This window comes from Mycolicibacterium sp. XJ662 (assembly GCF_053484035.1).
In genome coordinates, this window is record NZ_JBEFTL010000001.1 from 60,946 (window position 1) to 83,783 (window position 22,838).

A 22,838-nucleotide genomic window follows, 5' to 3' on the forward strand; every position below is an offset into this window, starting at 1 on the left:
CGGTGGGCCAGCACCTCAACCGCGCCAAGGCGCATTTCGGCACCGACACCCGCGGCATGCTCGAAGGCGGACGCTACGCGCTGCTGCACACCCGCAGCCTCGAATTCGACGAGCTCCGACCGTATGTGCCCGGCGACGACGTCCGCGACATCGACTGGAAGGCCTCCGCGCGCTCGGGGAACATCCTGATCAAACGCTTCGTCTCCGAGAAGCACCACAAGATCCTGCTGGTCGCCGACGCCGGCCGCAACATGTCCGCGCTGGCACCCGGCGGTGAGGCCAAACGCGATGTGGCAGCACACATCCTGGGTGCCTTCGGGCTGGTCACGCTCGGGCGCGCCGACCAGATCGGCATGGCGTACGGCGACGCCCGCGGCTGTGTCAACATCCGTCAGCGGCGCGGGGAAACCCATATCGAGAACATGCTGCACCGGTTCTACGCCCACACCCTGACCCGGCCCGGTCTCAGCGATATCGTGTGCCAACTCGACTACGTGGCAACGCATTACCGCCATTCGATGTTGGTGGTCGTGGTCTCCGACGAACCCGAGATCGACGACCGCCTCGACGACGCCGTCGGCCGGTTGCGCGCGCGCCACGAGGTGATGTGGGCGATGGTCACCGACATGCCCGCGGTAGGTGACGACTGGGACGGCTACGACGTCGGCTCCGGCCGCCACGTGCTCAACAGCGCCGCGCTGGGACCGCGGGTGGTGGCCGCCTACCGACGCGCCGAACAGGCCCGCGCACATCGACTTGACGAGTTTTTGACCGCCCAGGCGATCCCCCACACCAGGATCGGCGCCAGCGGTGACATCCGGCCGCGGCTCGTCGAACTGACCGAGGTGTTCGCCCGTGCCGGATGACCTGCTCAACTACATCATCGGGCCCACCCCCTACTCGGCATGGTGGCTGTGGCTCGCGGTCGCACTCACGCTGATCGTGATCGGCTGGTACACCGCGGTTTTCGTATGGACGCTGCCGTCGCACCGGTTGCGGCGCCTACCCGTTGTCCGGAGCTGGCATGCCACCCTGTTGCGGCGCCGCTTCGCCCGCAGCATCGGCGCCGTCACCGAACGACACCGCCGCGGCGAGCTGTCGGCGGCGCAGGCCGCCGCCGGGATCAGCCGCACCCTGCGCAGCTTCCTGCATCAGGCGACCGGCACCCCGGCGCAGTACATGCACGTCGAGACCATCGCCGCCAGTGAGCTCGCGTCGGCGGCGCCGGTGTTCGAGGCGCTCGACGACGCGCAGTTCAACGCCGCATCACCGGTGGACATCCACCAGACCGGCTCGGCAGCACAGGAATTGGTACGCACGTGGCCCTGAGTTGGTGGCCGGTGGCGGTGGTCGGCTTCGTTTGCCTGGCGGCGGCGGTGGCCCTGGCGCTGCTGCCGATCGACCGCGAGATGCGTGAGCTTCGGCCGCTGGCCAACACCGCACGGCTGACCCGGTTACCCGAATACGCCCGGGTGGCGCGCACCAGGACGCTGTCGATGATCGCGACGATCGTGTTGCTGCTGATTTTGTTCACCGCCGCCGTACTGGCCAGCGCCAGACCCAGCGGATGGGGATCAGCGGCGCGCACCGCCGAGGCCCCGACCGACATCATGCTGTGCGTCGGCCAACCCGTCACCGATGGCACCACCGCGGCGTTCCTGTCGCACTTCGCCGAGCAGACCCGCACGTCCGGCACCCAGCGCATCGGGTTGACGTCACCCAATCGGCGCGTCATCCCGCTGACCCGCGACCACTCGTACGCGGCCGAAAAGCTCACCGACATCGCCGACGTCGGCAGCAGTCCCGCCGAGCCCGAACTGTCACGCGCCCAACGCAGCGCCGCCGCCTCGTTCTCGCCCGCGGTGTCCTATCTCGACTTCGCGCCCAGCATCGCCGACCTGCTGGCGTTGTGTATCACCGGGTTTCCGTCGTTCGACGAACCCAGCACGCACCGGCGCTCGCTGATCTATCTGGGCCCGGGTGAGCTCCGCGCGCCCGGGGAGACGCGGATGTCGCTGCTGGAGCTCCCACAGGTCACCGACATGGCGAGGCAGGCGGGCATCCAGGTCAACGTCCTCGCGACCAGCCCGGGCCCACTGCGCGACATCACCGAATCGACCGGCGGGCAATACGTTTCGCTCGACACCGGCGACGCCGGCATGACGCGCGCCCTCGACGGCATCGAAGCCAACCCGCCCGAGCCCACCGCGGAGGCCGAAACCGTCGCCGCATGGTACGGCGACTCGCCGACGATCCCGTTGACCGTCGCCGTCGTGGCGTCGCTGCTGCTGGCGTTGGCGCTGGTGGTGTTGCGGCGATGACGTGGGCTCCGGTGATCCCCGCGGCGGCGCTGGTGGCCCTGGCCGCGGCGGTGATCGTGCTGCGACTGATCACGATGCGCTCGCTGGCCAGCGGTCCGCGCGTGCGCTGGTCAACGGTCTGGCGCTGGGCGGGGCTCACCCTGGCGCTGCTGCTGATGCTGATCGCCGCGGCCCGGCCCGGGTTCGGGCACCACGAACCGCGGCACACCACCGCCGCGCGGGCCGGGGAAGACGCCAGCGTCTTCTTTCTCGTCGACCGCTCGACCGATGCCATCGACGAGATCCGCGACAACATTCAGACGCTGATCGAGCAGCACCCGCAGGCCCGGTTCGCGGTGATCAGCTTCGCGTCGCGGCCGTCGCTGGACTGGCCGCTGTCCCAGGATGCGTGGAGCCTGGCCCCCGAGATCGCCGCGCTGGTTTCCTATGACGAGCCCCGCGATCAGGTGAACGCCGCGGCCGCCGCCAACGTGCTGCGCTACCAACTGATCGCGGCGAACCAGCAGTACCCCGACGCGCCGAACCTGGTGTACTACTTCGGCTCCGGAGCCCCGGGATCACGCGCTCCGCAAGGCGATTTCGACCCGGTCGCCGGATCGGTCGACGGCGGTGCGGTGTTCGGCCACGGCGACCCGCTCAACGAGGCGGCTCTGCGGCGCATCGCCGATCAGCTTGGAGTGCCCTACCTGCGTCCCGGCGAGGTGCCCGGCCCCGCGACTGCGCCGGACGATGCTGCAAACCTGCGCGACGCCGAGACCAGCAGGCGCACGGAACTGTACTGGGTGTTCACGCTCGTCGCGGCGGTGTTGCTGCTCTTCGAAAGCTACTCGAGCATCCGCGAATTCCGCCGCACCAGATCCGCGCGACGGGAGGTAGTGGCGTCGTGAGCCGACACGTGCCCGCGCGGTTGCGGCTGCGGCGACGGCTGCTGGTGTTCTCCGCCCCGGTGGTCCTCGTCGCGGTGCTCGCCGTCGTGAAGATGCTGTCCGTCGTTGTCGCGGGGCACGCTGCTGAATCTCACTTCAACGCAGGCGATGTGGACGCGTTGCGCAACGACGTCTCCACGCTGAGCATCGTCAACGTGATCGAACCGGCGAAGGCGCCGTTCGCCGCGGGCACGCTGGCCGTTCTGCAGAACCGCCTCGAGGACGCCGATACGTATTTCTCCGAAGCGCTTTCGCTCACCGATGCGGCGCGGTCGTGTCCGGTGCGGGTCAACCTGGCGCTGGTCCGCGAGCGCCAAGGCGACATCGAGGCGTGGGAGGGCCGGCCGGATGCGGCCCGGCAACGCTATGACAGCGCCGCACAGTTGGTTGCCGACGCGCCGCAGGCCTGCTTCGTCGACAACACCGACCCCGATCCCGAGCGGCGCGCGGTGCGCGCCGACACGCGCGCGCGGCTGGCCGCCAAGGTCGCGGGCCTGACCGCGCCACCGGCACCGCCGCCGCCGCCGGCGTCGGCGCCGCCTCCCCCGCCACCCGCGGCCGTCATAATCCCCGGGGCACCCGACTCCGAGCGGCCACCGCTGCGGCTGCACCCCGAAACCGGCGATCCGCTCGACCGGTTGCGCCAGGTGCTACAGGATGCGGCCGGGTGAGCTCAGGCGACCGACGTGCCGGTCCAGTACTCCGCGAACCGTCCGTCGACCACCCGCAGGATGTCGTTACCGGTGAACCGCTTCGGGCCGTCCTTGGCCGCGCCGGTGCCGATCCAGCGGGCCGCGAGCAGGTCACCTTCGACAAACGGCTCGACCTCGATGACGAACTTGAGCTCGGCGAACATCCGGTGGGTCTCGTCGACCACGTCCTCCAAGCCGTCGGGACCGCGCACCACGCGGTCGGGCCAGTGCCCGACGAAATCGTCGGTCACCACCTCGGCCGCGACGGGCTGACCCGCCCAGACCTCATAGATCCATCGTTCGTACAAATCCTTGGCTGACCTCATACCCGCACGACTACCCGGACAGCTGAGCGGGTAATCGGGGTGTTTCAGGAGGTCGGCGGATCCTCACCGCGCAGCCTGGCCTGCAGTTGCTCGCGGTCTTTGCGCCGGCGTTCGTCGAACACCGCGATGCTGGCGGTGGCGCGCCGGCGCAGCGGGGCGAACACCCAGATACCGAGCGGCAACGCGATGATGATCGCGAACAACAACGCCACCACGAGCGGGAACTCGTGCAGGCCGAGCAACTGCGCGGCGCCGAAGATCGCCGCGGCCACCACGGCGACCAGCACCAACCGGGCCGCGGCATAGGCGACGACGTCGATTACCAGACGGGCTGCGGGACGACCATCAGACACGGCCCGAGCCTACCGATGGCACGCGTATCATCGGACCCAGGAGGTGCTTTTTCCCCGTGGCGTACTTGCTGATGATTGCCGTATTGGCCGGGCTGACCTATCTGGGCTGGCGGCTGACACGGGTGTCCGCGAGCCGTCCGAAGACCCGCGTGATCGGGCCCGACGACGACCCCGAATTTCTGCGCCGCCTCGGCAGCGAGGACAATCCCCGTAGTTAGCCTGCGGAGCGTTTAGCGCCGGGAAACCCGTCGGCGACCACGGCTGCGAGTTCGACGAGCGCCTCGCGGGTCTGCGGCTTCAACCGATCGAGGCTGATCTCCGCGCCCTCCTCCAGATGCGGATCGAACGGTACCTCGACCACCGCACGACACCGCCGGTTGAAGTGGTCGATCACCTTGCGCATGTCGACCTTGCCCGATCGCGGCCGCACCGCGTTGATGACGGCGATCGCGTTGCGCACCATGTCCTGATGACCGTGCGCGTCCAGCCAGTCCAGCGTCGCCGACGCGCTGCGCGCACCGTCCACCGAACCCGAGCTGATCACCACCAGCGCATCCGCCTTGGCCAGCACCGCGGCCATCGCCGAGTGCATCAGGCCGGTGCCGCAGTCGGTGAGCACCAGGCTGTAGAACCGCTCGAGCACGTCCAGCGTGCGGGTGTAGTCGGCGGAGCTGAACGCCTCCGACACCGCGGGGTCGCTTTCCGAGGCCAGCACCTCCAGCCGGCTCGGCCCCTGTGAGGTGTAGGCGCGGACGTCGCTGTAGGACATGATGCCTTCGGCGTCGCGCAGCAGATGGCGCACGGTGGCCGGGGTTTCCAGCGGCACCTTCTGGCTCAGCGTGCCGCGGTCGGGGTTGGCGTCCACGGCGACGACGCGGTCACCGCGGATGGAGGCCAGCGTCGCACCGAGCGTCGCGGTGATCGTGGTCTTACCGACCCCGCCTTTCAGCGACAGCACCGCGATCCGGTAGCAGCCCCGCAGCGGGCGTTGCACCTGCGTGACGAGCACCTGACGCCGGGTGGCTTTGCGGCCCTCCCCCACGTTGATCAGCTTGAACGACGCCAGATACAGCCACTTGCGCCAACCTTCGGAGGGTGCGCGTTTGCGCTGGCCCAGCAGCGCCACCGTCGACAGGTCCAGATACGGCGGCGGATCCTCGTGTTGCTCGGTCTGCGGCGGTGTTACCGCGGGCATCCCTCTGGGCGGTGTCGGGGCTGTCCACTCCGGCGGCGGCTCGGCCGCCGGATCGACGAACCGGTTCTGGGCGCGGAAGCCGGTTGGCACATAACCGGTTTCGAAGGCGCGCTGCGCAGGCTGCTCGGACACCCTCAGCCCACACCCGCATACGAGTGCAGTCCGACCGTCACGAGGTTGATGAAGAACAGGTTGAAGACCATCGCGATGAAGCCGGCGACGTTGATCCACGCGGCCTTGCGGTCGCGCCACCCGGCTGTCGAGCGGGCGTGCAGGTAGGCCGCATAGATGACCCACGCGATGAACGACACCGTCTCCTTGGGGTCCCAGCCCCAGTAGCGGCCCCACGCCTCCTCGGCCCAGATCGCGCCGAAGATCACCCCGAACCCGAACACCGGGAACGCGAAGATGGTTGTGCGGTAGGCGATCCGGTCCAGCGTCTGGGCGTCGGGCAGCCGCGACACGATGCGGGCGAACAGGCCGTCGTTGCCGGGGGCGCCGAACCGCGACATCTTCAGCAGGAACAGGATGCTGGCCACCCCGGCCACCAGGAACACCCCCGAACCGAGGCTGACCACCGACACGTGGATCGGCAACCAGTAGGACTGCAGCGCCGGCATCACTGGGGCGGCATTGGTGTAGAGCCAGCGGCCCGACACTGTCAGCAGGATCAGCACCGGCACCAGCACGAACACCCACAGGGCGCGGTACTGCGGGCGGCGCAGCACCACCGCGGCGGCGACCAGCCCGCAGAAGCAGGTGAGGTTGATGAACTCGTACATGTTGCCCCACGGCGCGCGCGACGTGGCCAGCCCGCGCAGCACGATGCAGCCCAGCAGCAGGCCGATGCCGAGGTAGGTCAGGGCCAGCCCGGCGCCGCCGATGCGCTGGTCGATCGGGCGTTTGGGCCGGTCGGCGACGATGCCGGGCGCCGCGCTGTCGGTGCCGACTGAGGCGGACGGCCCCGCCGCCACGAGCTCACGGTCTTCGACCTGGCGGGCGCGGCTGTAGGCCAGCTCGATCGCGAGCAGCACCAGCGCACCGAGCAGCACCAGCACCGACGTGGTGAACGCCCAGTCCGAATAGCGGGCCAGCCCGATGTCGATGTCGGTGTTCATTTGATGACCTCTTCTCGTGACCGCTGGGACGCGCCGTCAGGCATCAGGCGCTCGGTCAACCGCTCGAACTCGTCACCCCATCCCGAGTTGTCGGTGCGGGCCAGCCCGCCCAGCTCGACGCTTACGGTACCCGGGCCGGCCGGGGTGATCCGCACCCAGATCCGCCGTCGCCGCACCACCAGCGACACCAGCAGCCCGGCCATCATCGTCATCGCGAACACCAGCACCCAGAGCTGGGCGGGGTCGTGGGACACCTGCACGTTGATGAACGGCACCGCGCCGTCGAAGCGCACCACGGTGCCGTCGTCGAGTTCGGTCGACTCCCCGACGCCGAGGTTGACGCGCGCCATCTTGGTCAGCCGGTCCTGTTCGATCAGCCGGGCGTCGAGGTTGAACAGCGACTGCGGCCGACCGCTGTCCAGGCCGGCGTCGCCCTTGTAGATGTCGATCGCGACCGCGGGGTCGTTGAGGGCCGGGAAGCTCGACGACAGCAGCGTGCCGTGCAGCAGTTCGGTGGGCGCGAACAGGCCCTGGATCGCGATCTGGTTTTCGCGGCGCTCGTCGGGGTCGGGGTAGGTGCCTGCCGGCGGATCGAAGCGCATCGCGCCCGACGACAGTAGGGTCAGCTGGTCGTCGGGGCGGAACTGCAGCGTCTGGGTGCGGGCCTGGCCGTCGGGGAAGACGACGGTGAAGGTGGGGGCGTATCCGTGACCCTGCAAATAGATTCGGTCGCCACCGACCCGCAGCGGCTCGTTGACCTTGAGCCGGTAGGGCCGCCAGGTTCCGGTGGCGAGGTCCTCGCCGGCCTGGTACTCGATGTCGGAGGCGAATGAGGTGGCCTGCCCGGTCGGCAGGTAGTCGGCCTCGAAGTTGTTGACCCGCAGGCAGATCGGGTGCAGTGAGGTGCCGTCGACGGTGTTGCCCGCCCGGAACGAGTCGAACGCCGCCGGGGATGCCGAGCAGAAGCCGGGTCCGCCGTCGGCGATGACGATGACGTTGCCCTCGTAGCCGAACATCTTGCCTGCGGCCACCGCGACCAGCAGGCCGAGCAGCGAGAAGTGGAAGACGATGTTGCCGAACTCGCGCAGATAGCCTTTCTCCGCAGAGATTTCAGTGATGCCGTCGCGGGTGCGGGTGGTTTTGCGCCAGCCGCGTAGCCGCTCGGTGATCGTCGCGGCCAGCGCGTCGGGTTGCGCGGCGACGGTGGCGGTGTGGTGTTTGGGTAGCCGGCTCAGGTTGCGCGGCGCGGCGACGGGGGTGGCGCGCATGCTGCGGATGTGCTCGACCATCCGCGGGGTCACACAGCCCACCAGCGAGATGAACAGCAGCACGTAGATGGCGGTGAACCAGAAGCTGGAAAACACGTCGAAGGCCTGCAGCCGGTCCAGCCACGGCCCGAGCGTCGGGTGTTCGGCGATGTACTGCTGCACCTTGGCCTCGTTGAGGTTGCGTTGCGGCAGCAGGGCGCCGGGGATCGCGGCGAGCGCGAGCAGGAACAGCAGCACCAGCGCGGTGCCCATCGACGTCAGCGTGCGCCAGGTGTTGCGCATTCCGGCGAGCAGACGCAGAGGGCCCCCCGAGTGCCTGATTTTGGGGCCTTCTGCGTCTGTTCGCGCTCGGGTGGTGGTCATATCGGCAGGGTGACGTCGGTGACGAAGGCGTCGCGGACCCAGGACACGAAGTCGTTCCACACGCCGGTGACCAGCGCCGTGCCGACAAGGATCAGCAGAATGCCGCCGATGATCTGGATGGTGCGGGTGTGGCGGCGCAGCCAATCCCAGCCCTGCACGGCGCTTGCGGATCCGAAGGCCAGCAGCACGAACGGGATGCCCAGGCCGAGGCAGTACGCCAGCACCAGCGCCACACCGCGGGCGACGTTGGCGCCGTCGGTCGCCGACGCGACTGTGATCACCCCGGTCAGGGTGGGCCCCAGGCACGGCGTCCAGCCCAGCGCGAAGACCGCGCCGAGCAGCGGTGCGCCCGCGACCGTCGACAGTTGGCGCGGGGCGAACCGGGCGTCGCGCTGCAGCGCCGGGATGAAGCCGATGAACGCCAACCCCATCACGATGGTCACGATGCCGCCGATGCGTTGCAGCAGAAGCTGGTTGGTGATCAACGTGGTCGTCATGCCCAGCACCGCCACGGTGCCCAGGACGAACACCGCGGTGAACCCGGCGACGAACAGCCCGGCGGCCCCGGCGACCCGCAGCCGCACACCACTCGTCGAGACCGACGATTTGGCGGTTTTTTCCGCGACTTTCCGACCAAAACGTGGGTTTCGGCGGGAAAGGTCGGGGGCGTCCCCGGGGGCGACGCCGACCACCGCGGCCAGATACGACAGATAGCCCGGCACCAGCGGCACCACGCACGGGGAGGCGAACGACACCAGCCCGGCCAGCACACACACCCCCAGCGCCACCAGGACCGGTCCGGCGGCGGCGATCTCGGCGAACCCGGTCACGTCGCAGGCTCCGATTCGGTGGCTAACCGCTGCACCACTGGTTGCAGGTCCTCGGCGAGCAGTTCGCGCAAGAACACCGCGGCCACCCGGTGCTCTCGGTCCAGCACGATCGTGGACGGGATGACCGTGGTGGGGTACTTGCCGCCGAAGGCGATCATGGTGCGCATCGCCGGGTCGTAGATCGACGGGAACGTGATACCGCGGTCGACGAGAAAATCCCGAGGAGCGTCCATATTGTGGTCGCGGACATCGATGCCGAGGAACTGCACGCCGAGGTCGCGGGTCTGGTCGTAAACCTGTTGCAGCTGGGTGATCTCGGTGCGGCACGGCGCACACCACTGCCCCCACACGTTGATCACCACCACCTTGCCCGCGAAGTCGTCGAGCGAGATGGTTTTGGCCGGATCCATCAGGTCCGGACCGCTTAACGAGCCTGGGCGGCCGCGGCTTTCGGGTGGGTCGTAGAAGATGTCGGTCTGCCCGCCGGGTGCGACGAACTCGAAGGTGCCGCCCTGCGCGACGGCGTCGTCGCCGGTGGAGCATCCGGTGAGCACGGCCAGGACCGCGCTCACGATGACCACCAACCACTTCACAGTTCTGCGGCCGGCTCGCGGTAGTACCAGTCGACGAGCGTGTCACCGTCGTAGACAAACGAGTTCAGCGACGCCAGCGCGCACTGCCGCTTGCGTGGATCGTGGGCGAACCGCTTGCCGGTCAACGACCGGCGCAGGATCTCCACCGGCAGCTGATGGCTTACGCACACCGCCTCGTGCCCGCGCGCACCGTCGCGGGCCCGGTCGACGGCGCGACGCATCCGCGCGGCGATCTCGCGGTACGGCTCGCCCCACGACGGCCGCAGAGGGTTCCACAGGTGACGCCAGTTGCGCGGGTCGCGAAGCGCACCGTCACCCGGTGAAACCCGGAGCCCCTCAAAGATGTTCAGCGACTCGATGAGCTCGTCGTCGGTTTCGATCGGCAGGTTCAGCCGCTTGGCGATCGGGGTGGCGGTCTCTTGTGCGCGCAGCAGCGGCGATGCGACCACGAGCACGATGTCGCGGTCGGCCAGGTGTTCGGCCACCTTCTCGGCCTGGGCGTGCCCGCGTTCGGAGAGGTGGTAGCCCTCGAGGCGGCCGTAGAGGATGCCGTCAGGGTTGTACACCTCGCCGTGCCGCATCACGTGCACGGTGGTTCTTTCGCTCATGCGGTCCTGCTCGCTTCCGCTGCGGCACGCGCGGCGCCGGGCAGCGCGGCGGCGATACGCTCGAACGCCTCGTCATCCAACACCGTTGAGACGAACCATGTTTCGAAGGCGCTGGGCGGCGGGTAGATGCCGGCGTCGAGCAGGCCGTGGAAAAACGCCGGGAAACGCCAGGTCTCGGACGCCCGCGCGGAGGCGAAGTCGATGACCGGCTGATCGGTGAAGAACACCGACAGCATGTTGCCTGCGCGTGCAACCTGGTGTGCCACACCGGCTTCGGTCAACGCCTGCCCGAGCAGGGCTGCCAACCGGTCGGCGTTGGCGTCCAGCGCGGCGTACGCGTGGTCATCGGCGGCGCGCAACGTCGCGAGCCCGGCGGCCATGGCCACCGGATTGCCCGACAACGTGCCTGCCTGATACACCGGGCCCAGCGGGGCCAGCCGCTCCATCACCTCGGCGCGGCCGCCGAACGCCGCGGCGGGCAGCCCGCCGCTCATCACCTTGCCGAACGTGAACAGATCGGCGTCGACGGGATCGATGCCGTACCAACCTGATCGGCTCACCCGGAACCCCGTCATCACCTCGTCGACGATCAACAGCGCACTGGATTCGGCGGTGATGCGGCGCAGCGCGGCGTTGTAGCCGGGCCGCGGCGCCACGGTGCCCATGTTGCCGGGGCTGGCTTCGGTGATGACGCAGGCGATCTCGTCGCCGAACCGGCCGAAAGCGTCTTCGACGGCGTGGATGTCGTTGTAGGGCAAGACGATCGTGTCGGCGGCCGCCGCGCCCGTCACACCCGGTGAGGACGGCAGCCCCAGCGTCGCGACCCCGGAGCCGGCGTCGGCCAGCAGCGCGTCGCTGTGGCCGTGGTAGCAGCCGGCGAACTTGACGATCTTGGACCGGCCGGTGTAGCCGCGGGCCAGCCGGATCGCGCTCATGGTGGCCTCGGTGCCGGAGTTGACCAGGCGCAGCCGCTCGACGGGGGCGACGCGGGCCACAATCTCGGCGGCCAGCTCGGTCTCCGAGGGGGTCGGGGCGCCGAAGGACAGGCCGTCGGCCGCGACGCGTTGCACGGCCTCGACGACCGCGGGGTGGGCGTGGCCCAGGATCATCGGGCCCCAGGAGCAGACCAGGTCGACGTAACGGTTGCCGTCGGCGTCGGTCAGCCAGTAGCCGTCGGCGGAGGTGATGAAGCGCGGGGTGCCGCCGACCGAGGCGAAGGCCCGCACCGGCGAGTTCACCCCGCCGGGGATGACCCCGCTGGCCTCGGCGAACAGCCGCGCCGACACCTCGGTCGAGATCTGGTCAGCACGCATGGCCACCAGTGTCCCAGCACGATGCAAACCGTCAACTACAGGGTGTAGTTCTCAGCCCTTCGGGGTGAGCACGAACACCGGGTGGTCGGCGTCGTGCGGTAGCTGCTTGAAGTAGCCCTTGACCACACTGCCCGCCTTCTTGCGGTAAGCGGCCAGGATGGGTGAGCGGTCGTGCTCGGGGATCTCGCGCGCGACGTAGTCCGTCGAGCCGATCTTCACGTTGGGATCGGCCCGGACGTTTTTCACCCACTCCGATTCGCCCCGGGTGGACACCAGGTACTTGGCGCCGTCGACGTCGACGGAGATGATCGGGATCTGCTGTGGCTGCCTGGTGCGTCGCGTGGTGACGGTCAGGGTCTCCCACAATCCGACGGTTTTGGCGAACGGGTTGAAGATCTTGGTGGTGAGCCAGCCAGGCTTGAGATATGCCATATGGCCCGAGTTTGATGGTTCATGTGCAGCTCCCGCAATGGCTGGCCCGGTTCAATCGGTATGTCACCAACCCGATCCAGAAGCTCTGGGCGGGCTGGGCGCCGACGTTCGGCATCCTCGAGCACGTCGGACGCAGGTCGGGTCGGACCTACCGCACGCCGTTGACCGTGTTTTCCACCGAAGACGGGGTGGCGATCCTGCTGACCTACGGGCCCGACCGCGACTGGCTGAAGAACGTCACCGCCGCCGGCGGCGCCCGGATGAAGCGCTACGGCCGGACCTTCGAGGTACGCGACCCGCGGGTGATACCCAAGGCGCAGGCGGCGCCGGCGGTCACCGGTCGGTGGCGGCCGATTTTCGCGCGGTTGCCGTTCGAGCAGGCGGTGCTGCTCACCCGCGCGGACGCAGGCGGGCGCGGATCGGGCCCTTGGCGACCGTGGTGAGCGGCACCTCGCAGTTGAACTCGTCTTCGACCGAACGGATGTCCAGGGACCGGATGATGGTGGCCAGCGCAAGCGTGGTCTCCAACCGCGCGAAGTGTTCCCCGATGCAGGGCCGCCCGCCGCCGAGGAACGGCAGGAACTGCCAGCGGTCGCGGGCCTTGACCTTCTCGGGGCTGAAGCGGTCGGGGTCGAACGCCATCGGGTCGGGCCAGAGCGTCGGGTCGTGGTGCAGCGCGTACAGGCCGACGGCGAGCAGGCTGCCTTTCTCGACCCGGTAGCCGTCGACGGCGATGTCGCGGGTGGCCAACCGCGCCACCCCCGCCGCGGGCGGGCACAGCCGCAGCGACTCGTGCAGCACCTGCACGGTGTATTCGAGTCGGGGCACGTCGGCCGGGGTCAACTCCCGGTCGCCGAGCGCGGCGGCCTCGGCGGCGACGCGGTCCTGAATGTCGCGGTGGTGGCCGAGGATCCACAGCGTGTGGGTCAACGCCGTCGCGGTGGTGTCGTGGCCGGCGAGCATGAAGATCAACAGGTCGTTGGAGATGTCCTCGTCGGACAGCAGTCGCCCGGTCTCGGGGTCGGTGGCCGTCAGCAACGCCTGCACCAGCGGTGCGTCCCGGGTCGGGTCGGCGCGGCACGCCCGCACCATGTCGTCGGTGATCTCGCGCATTGCGTTGACCGCGCGCGCGGCCTTGCGTCGGGCCGAGGTCGGCAGCCAACTCGGGGCCCGCACCGGGCGCAGCGCGCGGTCGGCGGTGTAGGAGGACGCCACATGCATGCACCGGGCGATGGTGTCGGCGCGCTCGTTGAGGTCGATCCCCAGCACCGATCGGCCCAGCGACTGCATCGCGACCTTGCGGCATTCCACGTCGAGGTCGACGTCGCCGCCGTCGGGCCAGCGGTCGACGAATCTCTGCGCGGCCCCCGACATGTGACCACCGAAGTCGCGCACATTGTGCTTGGTGAACACCGGTTGCAGCGCGCGCTTGCGCGGCCGCCACAGCTCGTTGGGCAGCACCCACAGGCTGTCGCCCGCCATCGCGCGCACCTCGTCGTGAATGATGCACCGATCCGAGGAGGCGTCGCTGCGTCCCAACACGTCGCGCATGCCCGCCGGCGACATCACCGCCACGATCGGCGGGTAGACGTTCTTCGGCGCGAACTGGATGCGGGTGAGGGGCCCGCCGGCGTCGCGGATCACTTCCTGGCCGGTGTCGAGCCTGCGCACCAACTTCACCAGCTGCCAGAACGGCAGCGGATTCTTCGGCACCAGCGGCAGGCTGCTGACGTCGAGCGTTGTCGTCATGGCTCGATCATGCAGCATCCGCTCACCCAGCGTGCCAAGCGAGGGGTGCGCCTTCACCTTTCGTCATCACGGCGGCGGGCATCACCCGGATCCGGTACGGGCTCAGCCGCAGCACCGCGAACTGGTCCGACGTCGGCCCGTCGCTCCACTGCGGGATGATGCGCGGGTCGTAGCCGACGGGCTCGGGACCGTGCGCGAACTTGTCCCACACCGCGGCGCGGGTCTCCTCATCGAGGTACCACTCGACGAGGCATTCGGCGCTGCACGTGTCGTGGCTCGGGGACCAGTAGCTCACCGACACCTCGGGGTGGACGGCCAAATGTGCCTTCTTCACCGGGCTGGGCACGGTCGCGATCCAGCCGAACAGGTCGGTACCGTCCCACTCCCAGATCGGGTGCAGGATGCGGGTGCGCGGGCGGCCGTCGGCGTCGACGGTGGCCACCGACGCCCAGATGATCGAGTGCGCCATCTCGACGAAGGCCGGCACGATCCGCTCGAGTGCGGTCACGCCGGGCACTCTACGTGGACGGCGCGTCGTCCTTGCTGTACTTCGGGTTGCCGTCGTCGTCGACCCAGTCGTTGACGGCGGTGCCCGCCACCGCTCCACCGGTGCCCGGCATCGTGATGGTCGGACGTTCGTCGTGGTAATCCTTGGCCATTTCCTTGGCCTTCTTGCGGTGTTCCTCGGTCACCTCGGGCTTCTCGGTGGGAGGTGGGTCTTCGGGTTTGTCGAGAACCTGATGGTGCTCGTCGGTGCGCGGTTCGGAGCTTTGCCGTTCGTCGTTACTCATGGCTTAACGTTTGCCCCAACAGCGTGCATACAAAACCGGTTCAGCCGCGGTCGGCCAGCACACGCTCGATCACGTCGGCCGCGGCCGGTGCGCCTCCGGCGGAGCCGATCTCGTCCTGCATGCGGCGCAGGTTCTGCGCCACCCGCGCATCGCCGGTGACGTCGTGGACCGCGGTGCGCAGCCGCTCGGCGGTGGCGCCGTCCCGCGCGATCCGGATGCCCAGACCCAGCTGGGCGATCCGGTCGGCGTTGGCCTGCTGTTCGGTCATCTGGGGCACCGCAACGATCGGCACCCCGAAGCTCAGCGCCTCCATCGTGCTGCCCATGCCGGCGTGGCTGACGAACGCCGCGGCATGGCGCAGCACCTGCAGTTGGGGCACCGTGCGGTGCACCTGTACGTGCGTCGGAGTCGTACCCAGCTCGGCCGGGTCGACCTTGTCGCCGACCGCCAGCACGACGTGCCATGGCGCGTCGGCGAACGCGGCCACACAGGCCCGGAAGAAGTCGGCCCGGTCGTGGTAGGCGGTGCCGAGCGAGACCAGCACGACGTCGCGGTCCGGCGGCGGGTCCCAGCGGCCGTCCGAGGGGCGCTCGGTCAGACACGGCCCGACGAAAACATAAGGGGCCCCGAAGGTTGCGCCCGCATACTGGAATGCCCTCGGCAGAAACACCAGCTGGGCGTCCGCGCCGGCGGCCTGCAGCAGGTTGGCGGCGGTTAGGCCGTGGCGTCGGGCGATGCGGTGCGCCCGCCACAGCGCCGCGAGCAGCCGGGGATTGAGCGGGTTGATCTTGACGTAGCGGTTCAACGACCAATGCCGGTTGCCGACGAAGTTGGGCCAGCTCGCCACCACCGGCACACCCCAGTCCGCAGCGGCCAACCGGCCCCACCACGCCACCGTGGCGTCGTGCATGACAAGGTCCGGCTCCTCACCGCTGAATCCCGAACGCACCTGGGGTAGCACGTATTCCACTTCGTCGAGCGCGGCGTGGGTGGCGCGGTGGAAGTCCCGGGCGGTGAACTGCGGCGGCGGCTGCGAGCCGGCCATCGTGGTACGGAACGGCACGAGCTGCGCGCCGACGTCGGTCACCCGGGCGCGGTGCGTCGACGTCGCCGCGTAGGTGACCCGATGTCCGCGGGCGATCAGCTCTGCGGCGACGCCCAGCGTCGGGTTGACGTGGCCGGTGCCCGCCGACACGCAGATCGCGATATGGCCCATGCCATCTCAGGCTAGGCGGACACGCTGCGCAGCGCGGCGGGCAGGCTGGGCAGGAAGTGGCGGGTGGCGAAGGCGCGGATGTCGTCGGCGGTGTCCAGCGGTGTGACGCTGGGCAGCAGCAACACCATCGCGGCGTAGCGCAGGATGGTGTCGGCCAGCTCGTTGACGGCGTCCGCGCCGATCCGTTCGGCGAAGCCGGGCGGGAAGATGATCCGCAGCGCTTCGGCCATCCGCTCGATGGCCGCCGCCCAGTGCTGACTGGCCAACTGCAGCACCAACGCCGGCTCGTCGGTGACCATCCGGTGCAGCACCCGGTGGCTGCGGAACTTCAGGATCGAGAGCGTGAACGCCTCGACATAGTAATTGGACTGCGGCGCAGTCTGTTTGAGCTCGTGCGCGATGTCGGCGAACAGCGTCGCGTTACCGCGTTCGATGACGGCCGCGATCAGCTCGTCCTTGTTGGTGAAGCGTCGGTAGATCGTGGTACGGCTGACGCGGGCGCGGCGGGCGACGTCGTCGAGGGCCACCCGTCGAAACCCGTGCTGTTCGAACTCGACGACCGCGGCGTCGAGTATCGCCAGCGTGGTGGCATCAGCCTCTGGCATAGCCCTTGCACGCGTATCCGTTGTAGCGCAGCCGCATCGGCAACCGGTCCCACAGCCAGTTCACCGGGCGGGTACGCCAGAACGCGGCGAAGCGCTGGTATCGACGCTCCTGGCGGTCACTCCACGGCAAGCCGAGCATCGCCCTGGTGCGCGGCGGCATGCCGCCGGTGGTCAAAAAGGCCGCCATCGGGTTGAAGACCGGCGCGACGAGCCGCCACACGAGCGGATGCACGCCCTTGGGCCGCGGAAAGCCTTTGGTGACATAGCCGACGCCGTATTTCGCCGTGGGGTGCGCGACGACGATCTCGTCGATCATCCGGTTCCAGTAGCGTTCGAACGCGTCGTAGTCGGCGGGCATCGGCCGGTCGCTGACGCCGTAGCGGCGGTACCACGTCTTGGACTCGAGGTAGATCTGTTCCTTCTCTTCGCGGGTGAGCCGCTTGACGAAGGTGTCGGCGAAGTAGAGCACCTGCTCGACGAACGTGGCGTGCGCCCAGAAGTAGGTGTCTGGATCCAGTGCGTGGTAGCGCGCGCCGTCGGGCATCTCCCCCTTGATGTCGGTGTGAAAGTCGCGGACCTGGGTGCCGGGGTGGTCGTCGTCGGAGCCGTACACGGTGTTGAAGATCGGCGGCAGCGACCGCTTGACCCGGGCGGCGGTGTCGTCGAAGAACACCGAGTGGTCGAGCACGCCCTGGCCGAGGTCGGCGAGCATGTTCTGCAGCACCGCGGGCCGCGGGCCGATCAGGAACATCCGATTATCGCCGAAATAGCGCCAGACCAGCGACTGCGGGCCCAGCGGCAGCGCGTCGTCGAGGTGCTCGGACTTCTCCATCAGCTCGGTCATGTGACACAGTGTTACAAATTTCGCACTTTGTACCAAGCGGTTGTGAGCGGCCTCTCACTCGCCTCTATTGGTGACGGCACTAGTTCCGGCGCAGCCGGGCGACGGCGAGCACGGTCAGCACACCGGCCACCGTCGCCAACAACAGCGACAGCCCCAGCAGCGGCGCGCGGTAGACGACCGACGTGGTGGCGGGCTCACCCTCCAGCACCGGGGCCACCATGACCGTCGAGCCGGCCGACACCCAGCTCAGCACGCACCCGATCGCCGCGGCGACGGCCAGCGCCAGTTCCACCGCGGCCCGCACCGGCGCCCTCACGGCGTGCGGTCCGGCGGGATGCGTTCCTCGACCAGCTGGGTCAGCGCCATGCGCAGCTGGTGGTGTTTGCGCGCCCACGCCTGCGCCGAGCGGTCGTTGGTCAACTTCAGGCCGATCCCGGTGCGCCCGCGCGGTACGCCGGTCAGTTCGCCGAGCGCCCGCGCCGACTGCCATTTCGGCTCTTCGGCACCCGTGGCCTCCGGATACACCCGCACGATGCCGTCGACGCTGATCCGTTCGGTGCCCTGCCGCAACGTATCCGGCGTCAACTCGACCGACGTGTGGATGCGCGCCGCCTTGACCTGGATGGCCAAAAACCCCGAGACCAACACCAGGAAGATGCCGGGCACCAGCAGCTGGATGCCGTAGCCGGCCGACGCCTGGATCAAGCCCATCGCGATCGCGGCGACCGGTCCGGCCAGCACCCACCACCAGCTCGCACCCTGCTCGTAGAACAACACCTGCGGCGGCGTTGCGTTGCTCTCGGTCACTGCGCTTCCTCCTGCACGGGTTCACCTCGCCGCGTCGTCAACACGGCGCCGGCGATCAGCGGAAGGATCGCCAACAGCGTAAGTAGGTGCACGACGCCCAGCGCGGCGGACAAACCGATCCACGCCGAGCTCACCACCGCCAAAGCCACCGCGGCGCGGCGGAACCGGGTGTCGCCCTTGCGGCTTCGGCCGGCCAGAAACGCCATCGCGGCGCCGACGACGACGGTGAGAACGCCCGCTGCGCGAAATACCGTCGGCAGGTTCACCGATGCGGTCAGCATGCCACCCACCATCAGCATCACCGCCGCGGCCGCCCAGCACCAGAACGCAGCGGTGACGAAGCCCGGTCGCGGCTGATCAGCGGTCATTGTCGGGTCAGCCTAACGGGTGAAGTACGTATGGGCGTCCTTGCGGTGCAACAGCACCGCTCCCCCGAGAATGAGCACCGACCCCACGATGGCGCACACCGCGTAGGCCAGCGCCGCGGCGGTGTCGCGTTCGGCGGTGAACAGGCTGCCCGCCATGTAGACCACCGAGGCCACCCCTCCGCCGGTCAACAGCGTGCGCGCCCACCGGTAGCCGTGGCGCATGAGGATCTGAAACGTCAGCACCACCGCCGACAGGATCACGACGAACATCACCGAAACGACCCCGACCAGAACGGGCACCCGGGCGTCCGACCCGAACACGTCGACGAGATACCCGATCACCGTCAGCGGCAGCGCGATCACCCACAGCCAGAACCCGGTATCGACGTCGGGCGGTCGACCGTCGGGTGACTGCGGCTCGGGCTGCGACGGCCGGCCTTGGAAGCCCGACGTCACGCCAGCCAGCCGGCGGCCTCGGCCGCCCAGTACGTCAGCACGATGTCCGCACCCGCGCGCCGGATACCGGTCAGCATCTCCAGCGCAACCGTCTGCAGGTCGATCCAGCCGTTGGCGGCCGCGGCGCTGATCATCGCGTACTCGCCCGAAACCTGGTAGGCCGCAACGGGTACCGGTGATATCTCGGCGGCCGCGCGGACGATGTCCAGATAGCCCATCGCCGGTTTGATCATCACGATGTCGGCGCCCTCGTCGATGTCCAACTCGACCTCGTGGCACGCCTCGCGGGCGTTGCCCGGCTCCTGCTGATAGGTGCGACGGTCACCGCTCAGGCTCGACGCCACCGCCTCGCGGAACGGACCGTAGAAACCGGAGGCGAATTTGGCGGCGTAGGCCAGGATCACGGTGTCGGTGTGCCCGGCCGCGTCCAGCCCGTCGCGGATCGCCGCGACCTGCCCGTCCATCATGCCGCTCGGACCCACCACGTGCGCGCCCGCATCCGCTTGCGCCACAGCCAGTTCCACATAGCGCGCGTTGGTCGCGTCGTTGTCGACCCGGCCGGACGCGTCCAGCACCCCGCAGTGTCCGTGGTCGGTGAACTCGTCGAGGCAGGTATCGGCCATCAGCACGGTCTCATCGCCGAGATCCTTGGCCAGATCACGCAATGCGGCGTTGAGGATCCCGTCGTGCGCCAGCCCGATCGACCCGCTGGCGTCCTTGTCGTCCTCGCGCGGCACCCCGAACAGCATCAGCCCGCCGACCCCGGCCGCGACCGCCTCGGCGGCCGCGCGTCGCAGGGAGTCACGCGTGTGCTGCACGACGCCGGGCATGGAGGAGATGGGCCGTGATTCCGCTATGCCGTCGGCGACGAACATCGGCAACACCAGATGCCTTGGCTCCAGCGACGTCTGGGCCACCAGACGGCGCATGGCCGGGCTGGACCGCAGCCGACGGGGACGGTGACGCGGGAACATGGATGAGCGCTCGCGCGAAGATCCTGTCACTGCGGCTCCTCCCGGCGCTACCGCCGGCGGCTCTTCTTGCGCGGCGGCGGCAGCGCACCCTCGGCGCGCAGCCGTGCGGCGTGCTCGGCCAGCGCGTCGACCAGCGGGCCCACCGCTGCGACCTCGGGCTGCACATCCACGCGCAAACCGAATTCCGCTGCGGTTTCGGCTGTTTTGGGTCCGATGCAGGCGACGATGGTGCGGGCGTGCGGTTTACCCGCGATGCCGACCAGGTTGCGCACCGTTGAGCTCGAGGTGAAGCACACCGCGTCGAAGCCACCGGTCTTGATCATCTCGCGGGTGTGTGCCGGCGGCGGTGCGGCGCGCACCGTGCGGTACGCGGTGACGTCCTCGATCTCCCAGCCGCGCTCGCGCAGCCCCTCGGCCAGCGTCTCGGTGGCAATGTCGGCGCGCGGCAACAACACTCGGTTCACCGGGTCGAAAACGTCATCGTAGGGCGGGAAGTCGTCGAGCAGACCCAGCGAGGACTGCTCACCGGACGGCACCAGCTCGGGTTCGATGCCGAAGGCACGCACACGGTCCGCGGTGGCCTGACCGACGCAGGCGATCTTCACACCGGAGAACGCCCGCGCGTCGAGGCCGAACTCGTTGAACTTCTCCCACACCGCGCGCACCGCGTTGGTGGAGGTGAACACCACCCACTGGAACCGGCCGTCGACCAGTCCCTTGACCGCGCGTTCCATCTGCGCGGGGCTGCGCGGCGGTTCGACCGCGATGGTCGGCACCTCGATCGGCGTCGCGCCGTGGCCGACCAGCTTTTCGCTCATCTCGCCGGCCTGGTCCTTGGTGCGGGGCACCAGCACCGTCCAGCCGTACAGGGCGCGGCTCTCCCACCAGTTCAGCTTGGCGCGGTGGTTCACGGTCTTACCGATCGTCACCACCAGCGGAACGCCCTGGGCCCATTCGCCGTTCGGCGGGGCGGGTTCCATGCCGGAGGGCTTGTCCAGCGCCGTCTTTTCGAGCAGGCCGACCAACGTGGTTTCAGCCGAACGCTGTTGGCACGTGGTGCCGTTGGCGGTCACCACGGCCGGTGTGGTTTCGGACAGCCCGTACTCGATCAGCGTGCGCGCCGCGTCGGGCAGATGCGACGCGGTGGCGTGCAGGATCAGCGGGCCGGGCGCGGCGGCCAAGGCCGCCCAGTCGACGTTGGGGTCGCGAACGTCGGCGACGGTGTGCGCCGAACCCAGCGGCAGACCCGCATACGTCGGCACCGCGGTGGTGTCGGGCAGCCCCGGCACGATCTCGAAGGTCAACTGCGTCTTGGCCAACGCCGACACCTCCGTGATCACCGCGTCGGTCGACAGCGGGTCGCCGGCCACCAGCCGCACCACGTCGACACCTGTGCGGGCCTCGGTGGCCAGCGCCTTGGCGACCTCGGCCGGTTCGCCGACGGCCGACCGGACGTCGGGGCCACCCGGAATCGTCGAGGTCTCCCCATCGGCGTCCGCGGCCGCCTCGGCAGGCTCGGGACCCGCCGGCGGCGGCAACTCCGCCCCCACCAGGGCACGCACGGCCTCCGGCACGTCGGGGTCAGCGAACACCAGGGCGGCGTTGACCAACACCGCGCGGGCCCGCAACGTCAGCAGGCCGGGATCTCCCGGGCCTGAGCCGACGAATGTGATGTGGCCCGGCTTCGGCTTGCGACCTCGCCCGCTACTCTGGCCTGTCATCTCTCGTCACTCCGCTCTACAGCTCAGTGCGATCCGCCATGATTTCGCGCGCCCCGAGCTCGAACAGCTCCCTGGCCACCGAGAGCCCCAACTCTCGTGCCCGATCGGGAGTTCCGATCCCGGACGCGCGGATCACGTCGGATCCGTCCAGCGCCGCCACGCAGCCGCGCAGCGACAGCTCTTCGAAGACACGGCCGTCCTCATCGATGGACTCGACCACCTCGGCGATCGCGCCCACCGGTGCGGAACAACCCGCCTCCAGTTCGGCAAGCAGGGCTCGTTCAGCGGTGATTGCTGCGCGGGTGTCGGCGTCGTTCAACTCCGCCAGCTGCGCGGCAAGCTCGGTGTCGCCTGCGCGGCACTCCACCGCGAGCGCACCCTGAGCCGGCGCTGGCAACATCTGCACCGGCTCGAGAGCCTCGGTGACATCGGCCAGTCGCCCGATGCGGGCCAGTCCCGCCCGTGCGACCACGATGCCGTCGAGATCACCGTTGCTAACCCTGTTCAACCTGGTATCTAGGTTGCCTCTTAGGGGGCGGATTTCCAAACCGAGACCCAATGCTCTAAGCTGCGCGATCCGCCGCGGGCTCGATGTGCCGATGGCCGAGCCGGCCGGCAACTCCCCGAGCACCAACCCGTCGCGGGCGCACAGCGCGTCGCGAGGGTCCTCGCGCGGGGGTGTTGCAGCGATCGTGAACCGCGGGTCGACGGCCGTGGGCAAATCTTTACAGGAGTGCACGGCCAGATCGACCAGGCCGTCGTGGATGGCCTCGCGCAGCGCCGCGGTGAACACCCCCACCCCGATGTCGGCGATCGGGCCCATGTTGCGGTCGCCTTCGGTGGAGATGATGACCAGCTCGGCGTCGTGCCCGCGGGCGGTCAGGGCGTCCAGCACGGTACCCGCCTGGGTGGTGGCCAACAGGCTGCCGCGGGTGCCGATCCGAAGTTTGGGGCGACGTTTCGTCAAGC

At 69.2% G+C, this 22,838-nt stretch carries 30 protein-coding genes; 7 read left to right on the forward strand and 23 right to left on the reverse strand.

Annotated elements, in window-relative coordinates; all coding sequences use genetic code 11:
* Positions 1–2 precede the first annotated feature (2 nt).
* From ABQE93_RS00320 to ABQE93_RS00340, 5 genes are read left to right on the forward strand one after another with little or no spacing between them, the layout of a single operon-like run.
* A complete protein-coding gene (locus tag ABQE93_RS00320; protein ID WP_448405271.1) occupies positions 3–866 on the forward strand; it encodes a DUF58 domain-containing protein in 864 nt (287 codons plus the stop codon).
* Positions 856–1,329, forward strand: coding sequence for a hypothetical protein (locus ABQE93_RS00325; protein WP_448405272.1), 474 nt, complete (start codon positions 856–858; stop codon positions 1,327–1,329). The genes ABQE93_RS00320 and ABQE93_RS00325 overlap by 11 nt, the downstream gene beginning before the upstream one ends.
* A complete protein-coding gene (locus tag ABQE93_RS00330; protein ID WP_448405273.1) occupies positions 1,320–2,321 on the forward strand; it encodes a hypothetical protein in 1,002 nt (333 codons plus the stop codon). The genes ABQE93_RS00325 and ABQE93_RS00330 overlap by 10 nt, the downstream gene beginning before the upstream one ends.
* On the forward strand, positions 2,318–3,208 hold the full coding sequence (locus ABQE93_RS00335; RefSeq protein WP_448405274.1) for a vWA domain-containing protein: 891 nt from the start codon (positions 2,318–2,320) through the stop codon (positions 3,206–3,208). The genes ABQE93_RS00330 and ABQE93_RS00335 overlap by 4 nt, the downstream gene beginning before the upstream one ends.
* Positions 3,205–3,918, forward strand: coding sequence for a hypothetical protein (locus tag ABQE93_RS00340; protein WP_448405275.1), 714 nt, complete (start codon positions 3,205–3,207; stop codon positions 3,916–3,918). The genes ABQE93_RS00335 and ABQE93_RS00340 overlap by 4 nt, the downstream gene beginning before the upstream one ends.
* Positions 3,919–3,920: 2 nt before the next feature.
* Here ABQE93_RS00340 and ABQE93_RS00345 read toward each other — a convergent pair whose 3' ends face one another.
* A complete protein-coding gene (locus ABQE93_RS00345) occupies positions 3,921–4,265 on the reverse strand; it encodes an ester cyclase (RefSeq protein WP_427059237.1) in 345 nt (114 codons plus the stop codon).
* A gap of 44 nt (positions 4,266–4,309) precedes the next feature.
* On the reverse strand, positions 4,310–4,618 hold the full coding sequence (locus ABQE93_RS00350) for a DUF4229 domain-containing protein (RefSeq protein ID WP_448405276.1): 309 nt from the start codon (positions 4,616–4,618) through the stop codon (positions 4,310–4,312).
* Positions 4,619–4,674: 56 nt separating this feature from the next.
* Here ABQE93_RS00350 and ABQE93_RS00355 point away from each other — a divergent pair, with 56 nt between their 5' ends.
* Positions 4,675–4,836, forward strand: a complete 162-nt coding sequence (locus ABQE93_RS00355) for a hypothetical protein (RefSeq protein WP_448392251.1) — start codon at positions 4,675–4,677, stop codon at positions 4,834–4,836.
* Here ABQE93_RS00355 and ABQE93_RS00360 read toward each other — a convergent pair.
* From ABQE93_RS00360 to ABQE93_RS00395, 8 genes are all read right to left on the reverse strand, one after another.
* Positions 4,833–5,945, reverse strand: a complete 1,113-nt coding sequence (locus ABQE93_RS00360; protein WP_448405277.1) for a MinD/ParA family ATP-binding protein — start codon at positions 5,943–5,945, stop codon at positions 4,833–4,835. The genes ABQE93_RS00355 and ABQE93_RS00360 overlap by 4 nt on opposite strands.
* 2 nt (positions 5,946–5,947) lie before the next feature.
* Positions 5,948–6,931, reverse strand: coding sequence for a c-type cytochrome biogenesis protein CcsB (gene ccsB / locus ABQE93_RS00365; RefSeq protein ID WP_448405278.1), 984 nt, complete (start codon positions 6,929–6,931; stop codon positions 5,948–5,950).
* The gene (gene resB, locus ABQE93_RS00370; protein WP_448405279.1) at positions 6,928–8,481 is read right to left on the reverse strand and encodes a cytochrome c biogenesis protein ResB; all 1,554 of its coding nucleotides are present in this window, start codon (positions 8,479–8,481) and stop codon (positions 6,928–6,930) included. Before resB ends, ccsB begins: the two co-directional genes overlap by 4 nt.
* A 77-nt stretch (positions 8,482–8,558) precedes the next feature.
* On the reverse strand, positions 8,559–9,392 hold the full coding sequence (locus ABQE93_RS00375) for a cytochrome c biogenesis CcdA family protein (RefSeq protein WP_448405280.1): 834 nt from the start codon (positions 9,390–9,392) through the stop codon (positions 8,559–8,561).
* Positions 9,389–9,985 carry a TlpA disulfide reductase family protein gene (locus ABQE93_RS00380; RefSeq protein ID WP_448405281.1) on the reverse strand — a complete coding sequence of 199 codons (597 nt, stop codon included), beginning with the start codon at positions 9,983–9,985 and terminating at the stop codon, positions 9,389–9,391. Before ABQE93_RS00380 ends, ABQE93_RS00375 begins: the two co-directional genes overlap by 4 nt.
* Positions 9,982–10,593, reverse strand: coding sequence for a histidine phosphatase family protein (locus tag ABQE93_RS00385; RefSeq protein ID WP_448405282.1), 612 nt, complete (start codon positions 10,591–10,593; stop codon positions 9,982–9,984). Before ABQE93_RS00385 ends, ABQE93_RS00380 begins: the two co-directional genes overlap by 4 nt.
* Entirely contained in the window at positions 10,590–11,906 is a 1,317-nt protein-coding gene (gene hemL / locus ABQE93_RS00390) for a glutamate-1-semialdehyde 2,1-aminomutase (protein WP_448405283.1), read from the reverse strand. Before hemL ends, ABQE93_RS00385 begins: the two co-directional genes overlap by 4 nt.
* A 51-nt stretch (positions 11,907–11,957) precedes the next feature.
* A complete protein-coding gene (locus tag ABQE93_RS00395) occupies positions 11,958–12,338 on the reverse strand; it encodes a nitroreductase/quinone reductase family protein (protein ID WP_448405284.1) in 381 nt (126 codons plus the stop codon).
* A 23-nt stretch (positions 12,339–12,361) separates the two neighbouring features.
* On the opposite strand from ABQE93_RS00395, the gene ABQE93_RS00400 reads away from it, so the two are divergent.
* A complete protein-coding gene (locus ABQE93_RS00400) occupies positions 12,362–12,781 on the forward strand; it encodes a nitroreductase family deazaflavin-dependent oxidoreductase (protein ID WP_448405285.1) in 420 nt (139 codons plus the stop codon).
* Here the strand turns inward: ABQE93_RS00400 and ABQE93_RS00405 are convergent.
* The 13 genes from ABQE93_RS00405 to hemC all read right to left on the reverse strand — a co-directional run bounded on the left by ABQE93_RS00405 (position 12,729) and on the right by hemC (position 22,836).
* The gene (locus tag ABQE93_RS00405) at positions 12,729–14,087 is read right to left on the reverse strand and encodes a cytochrome P450 (protein ID WP_448405286.1); all 1,359 of its coding nucleotides are present in this window, start codon (positions 14,085–14,087) and stop codon (positions 12,729–12,731) included. The genes ABQE93_RS00400 and ABQE93_RS00405 overlap by 53 nt on opposite strands.
* A 22-nt stretch (positions 14,088–14,109) precedes the next feature.
* Entirely contained in the window at positions 14,110–14,595 is a 486-nt protein-coding gene (locus ABQE93_RS00410) for a pyridoxamine 5'-phosphate oxidase family protein (RefSeq protein ID WP_448405287.1), read from the reverse strand.
* A 10-nt stretch (positions 14,596–14,605) separates the two neighbouring features.
* Positions 14,606–14,878 carry a hypothetical protein gene (locus ABQE93_RS00415; RefSeq protein ID WP_448405288.1) on the reverse strand — a complete coding sequence of 91 codons (273 nt, stop codon included), beginning with the start codon at positions 14,876–14,878 and terminating at the stop codon, positions 14,606–14,608.
* A 40-nt stretch (positions 14,879–14,918) separates the two neighbouring features.
* Positions 14,919–16,094 carry a macrolide family glycosyltransferase gene (locus ABQE93_RS00420; RefSeq protein ID WP_448405289.1) on the reverse strand — a complete coding sequence of 392 codons (1,176 nt, stop codon included), beginning with the start codon at positions 16,092–16,094 and terminating at the stop codon, positions 14,919–14,921.
* 11 nt (positions 16,095–16,105) lie between these two features.
* Positions 16,106–16,699: a TetR/AcrR family transcriptional regulator gene (locus tag ABQE93_RS00425; RefSeq protein ID WP_448405290.1), complete on the reverse strand. Its 594-nt coding sequence runs from the start codon at positions 16,697–16,699 to the stop codon at positions 16,106–16,108.
* The gene (locus ABQE93_RS00430; protein ID WP_448405291.1) at positions 16,686–17,543 is read right to left on the reverse strand and encodes an oxygenase MpaB family protein; all 858 of its coding nucleotides are present in this window, start codon (positions 17,541–17,543) and stop codon (positions 16,686–16,688) included. The genes ABQE93_RS00425 and ABQE93_RS00430 overlap by 14 nt, the downstream gene beginning before the upstream one ends.
* 79 nt (positions 17,544–17,622) lie before the next feature.
* On the reverse strand, positions 17,623–17,859 hold the full coding sequence (locus ABQE93_RS00435) for a hypothetical protein (protein ID WP_448405292.1): 237 nt from the start codon (positions 17,857–17,859) through the stop codon (positions 17,623–17,625).
* A complete protein-coding gene (locus tag ABQE93_RS00440; protein WP_448405293.1) occupies positions 17,856–18,350 on the reverse strand; it encodes a transport-regulating membrane protein Mce1N in 495 nt (164 codons plus the stop codon). Before ABQE93_RS00440 ends, ABQE93_RS00435 begins: the two co-directional genes overlap by 4 nt.
* Positions 18,347–18,718: a hypothetical protein gene (locus tag ABQE93_RS00445; RefSeq protein WP_448405294.1), complete on the reverse strand. Its 372-nt coding sequence runs from the start codon at positions 18,716–18,718 to the stop codon at positions 18,347–18,349. Before ABQE93_RS00445 ends, ABQE93_RS00440 begins: the two co-directional genes overlap by 4 nt.
* A gap of 12 nt (positions 18,719–18,730) precedes the next feature.
* Positions 18,731–19,174, reverse strand: a complete 444-nt coding sequence (locus ABQE93_RS00450) for a hypothetical protein (protein WP_448405295.1) — start codon at positions 19,172–19,174, stop codon at positions 18,731–18,733.
* Positions 19,171–20,148, reverse strand: coding sequence for a porphobilinogen synthase (hemB, locus tag ABQE93_RS00455; protein WP_448406471.1), 978 nt, complete (start codon positions 20,146–20,148; stop codon positions 19,171–19,173). Before hemB ends, ABQE93_RS00450 begins: the two co-directional genes overlap by 4 nt.
* A 47-nt stretch (positions 20,149–20,195) precedes the next feature.
* Positions 20,196–21,869 carry a bifunctional uroporphyrinogen-III C-methyltransferase/uroporphyrinogen-III synthase gene (locus tag ABQE93_RS00460; protein WP_448405296.1) on the reverse strand — a complete coding sequence of 558 codons (1,674 nt, stop codon included), beginning with the start codon at positions 21,867–21,869 and terminating at the stop codon, positions 20,196–20,198.
* Between the two features lie 16 nt (positions 21,870–21,885).
* Positions 21,886–22,836 carry a hydroxymethylbilane synthase gene (gene hemC / locus ABQE93_RS00465; protein ID WP_448405297.1) on the reverse strand — a complete coding sequence of 317 codons (951 nt, stop codon included), beginning with the start codon at positions 22,834–22,836 and terminating at the stop codon, positions 21,886–21,888.
* Between the last annotated feature and the right edge of the window lie 2 nt (positions 22,837–22,838).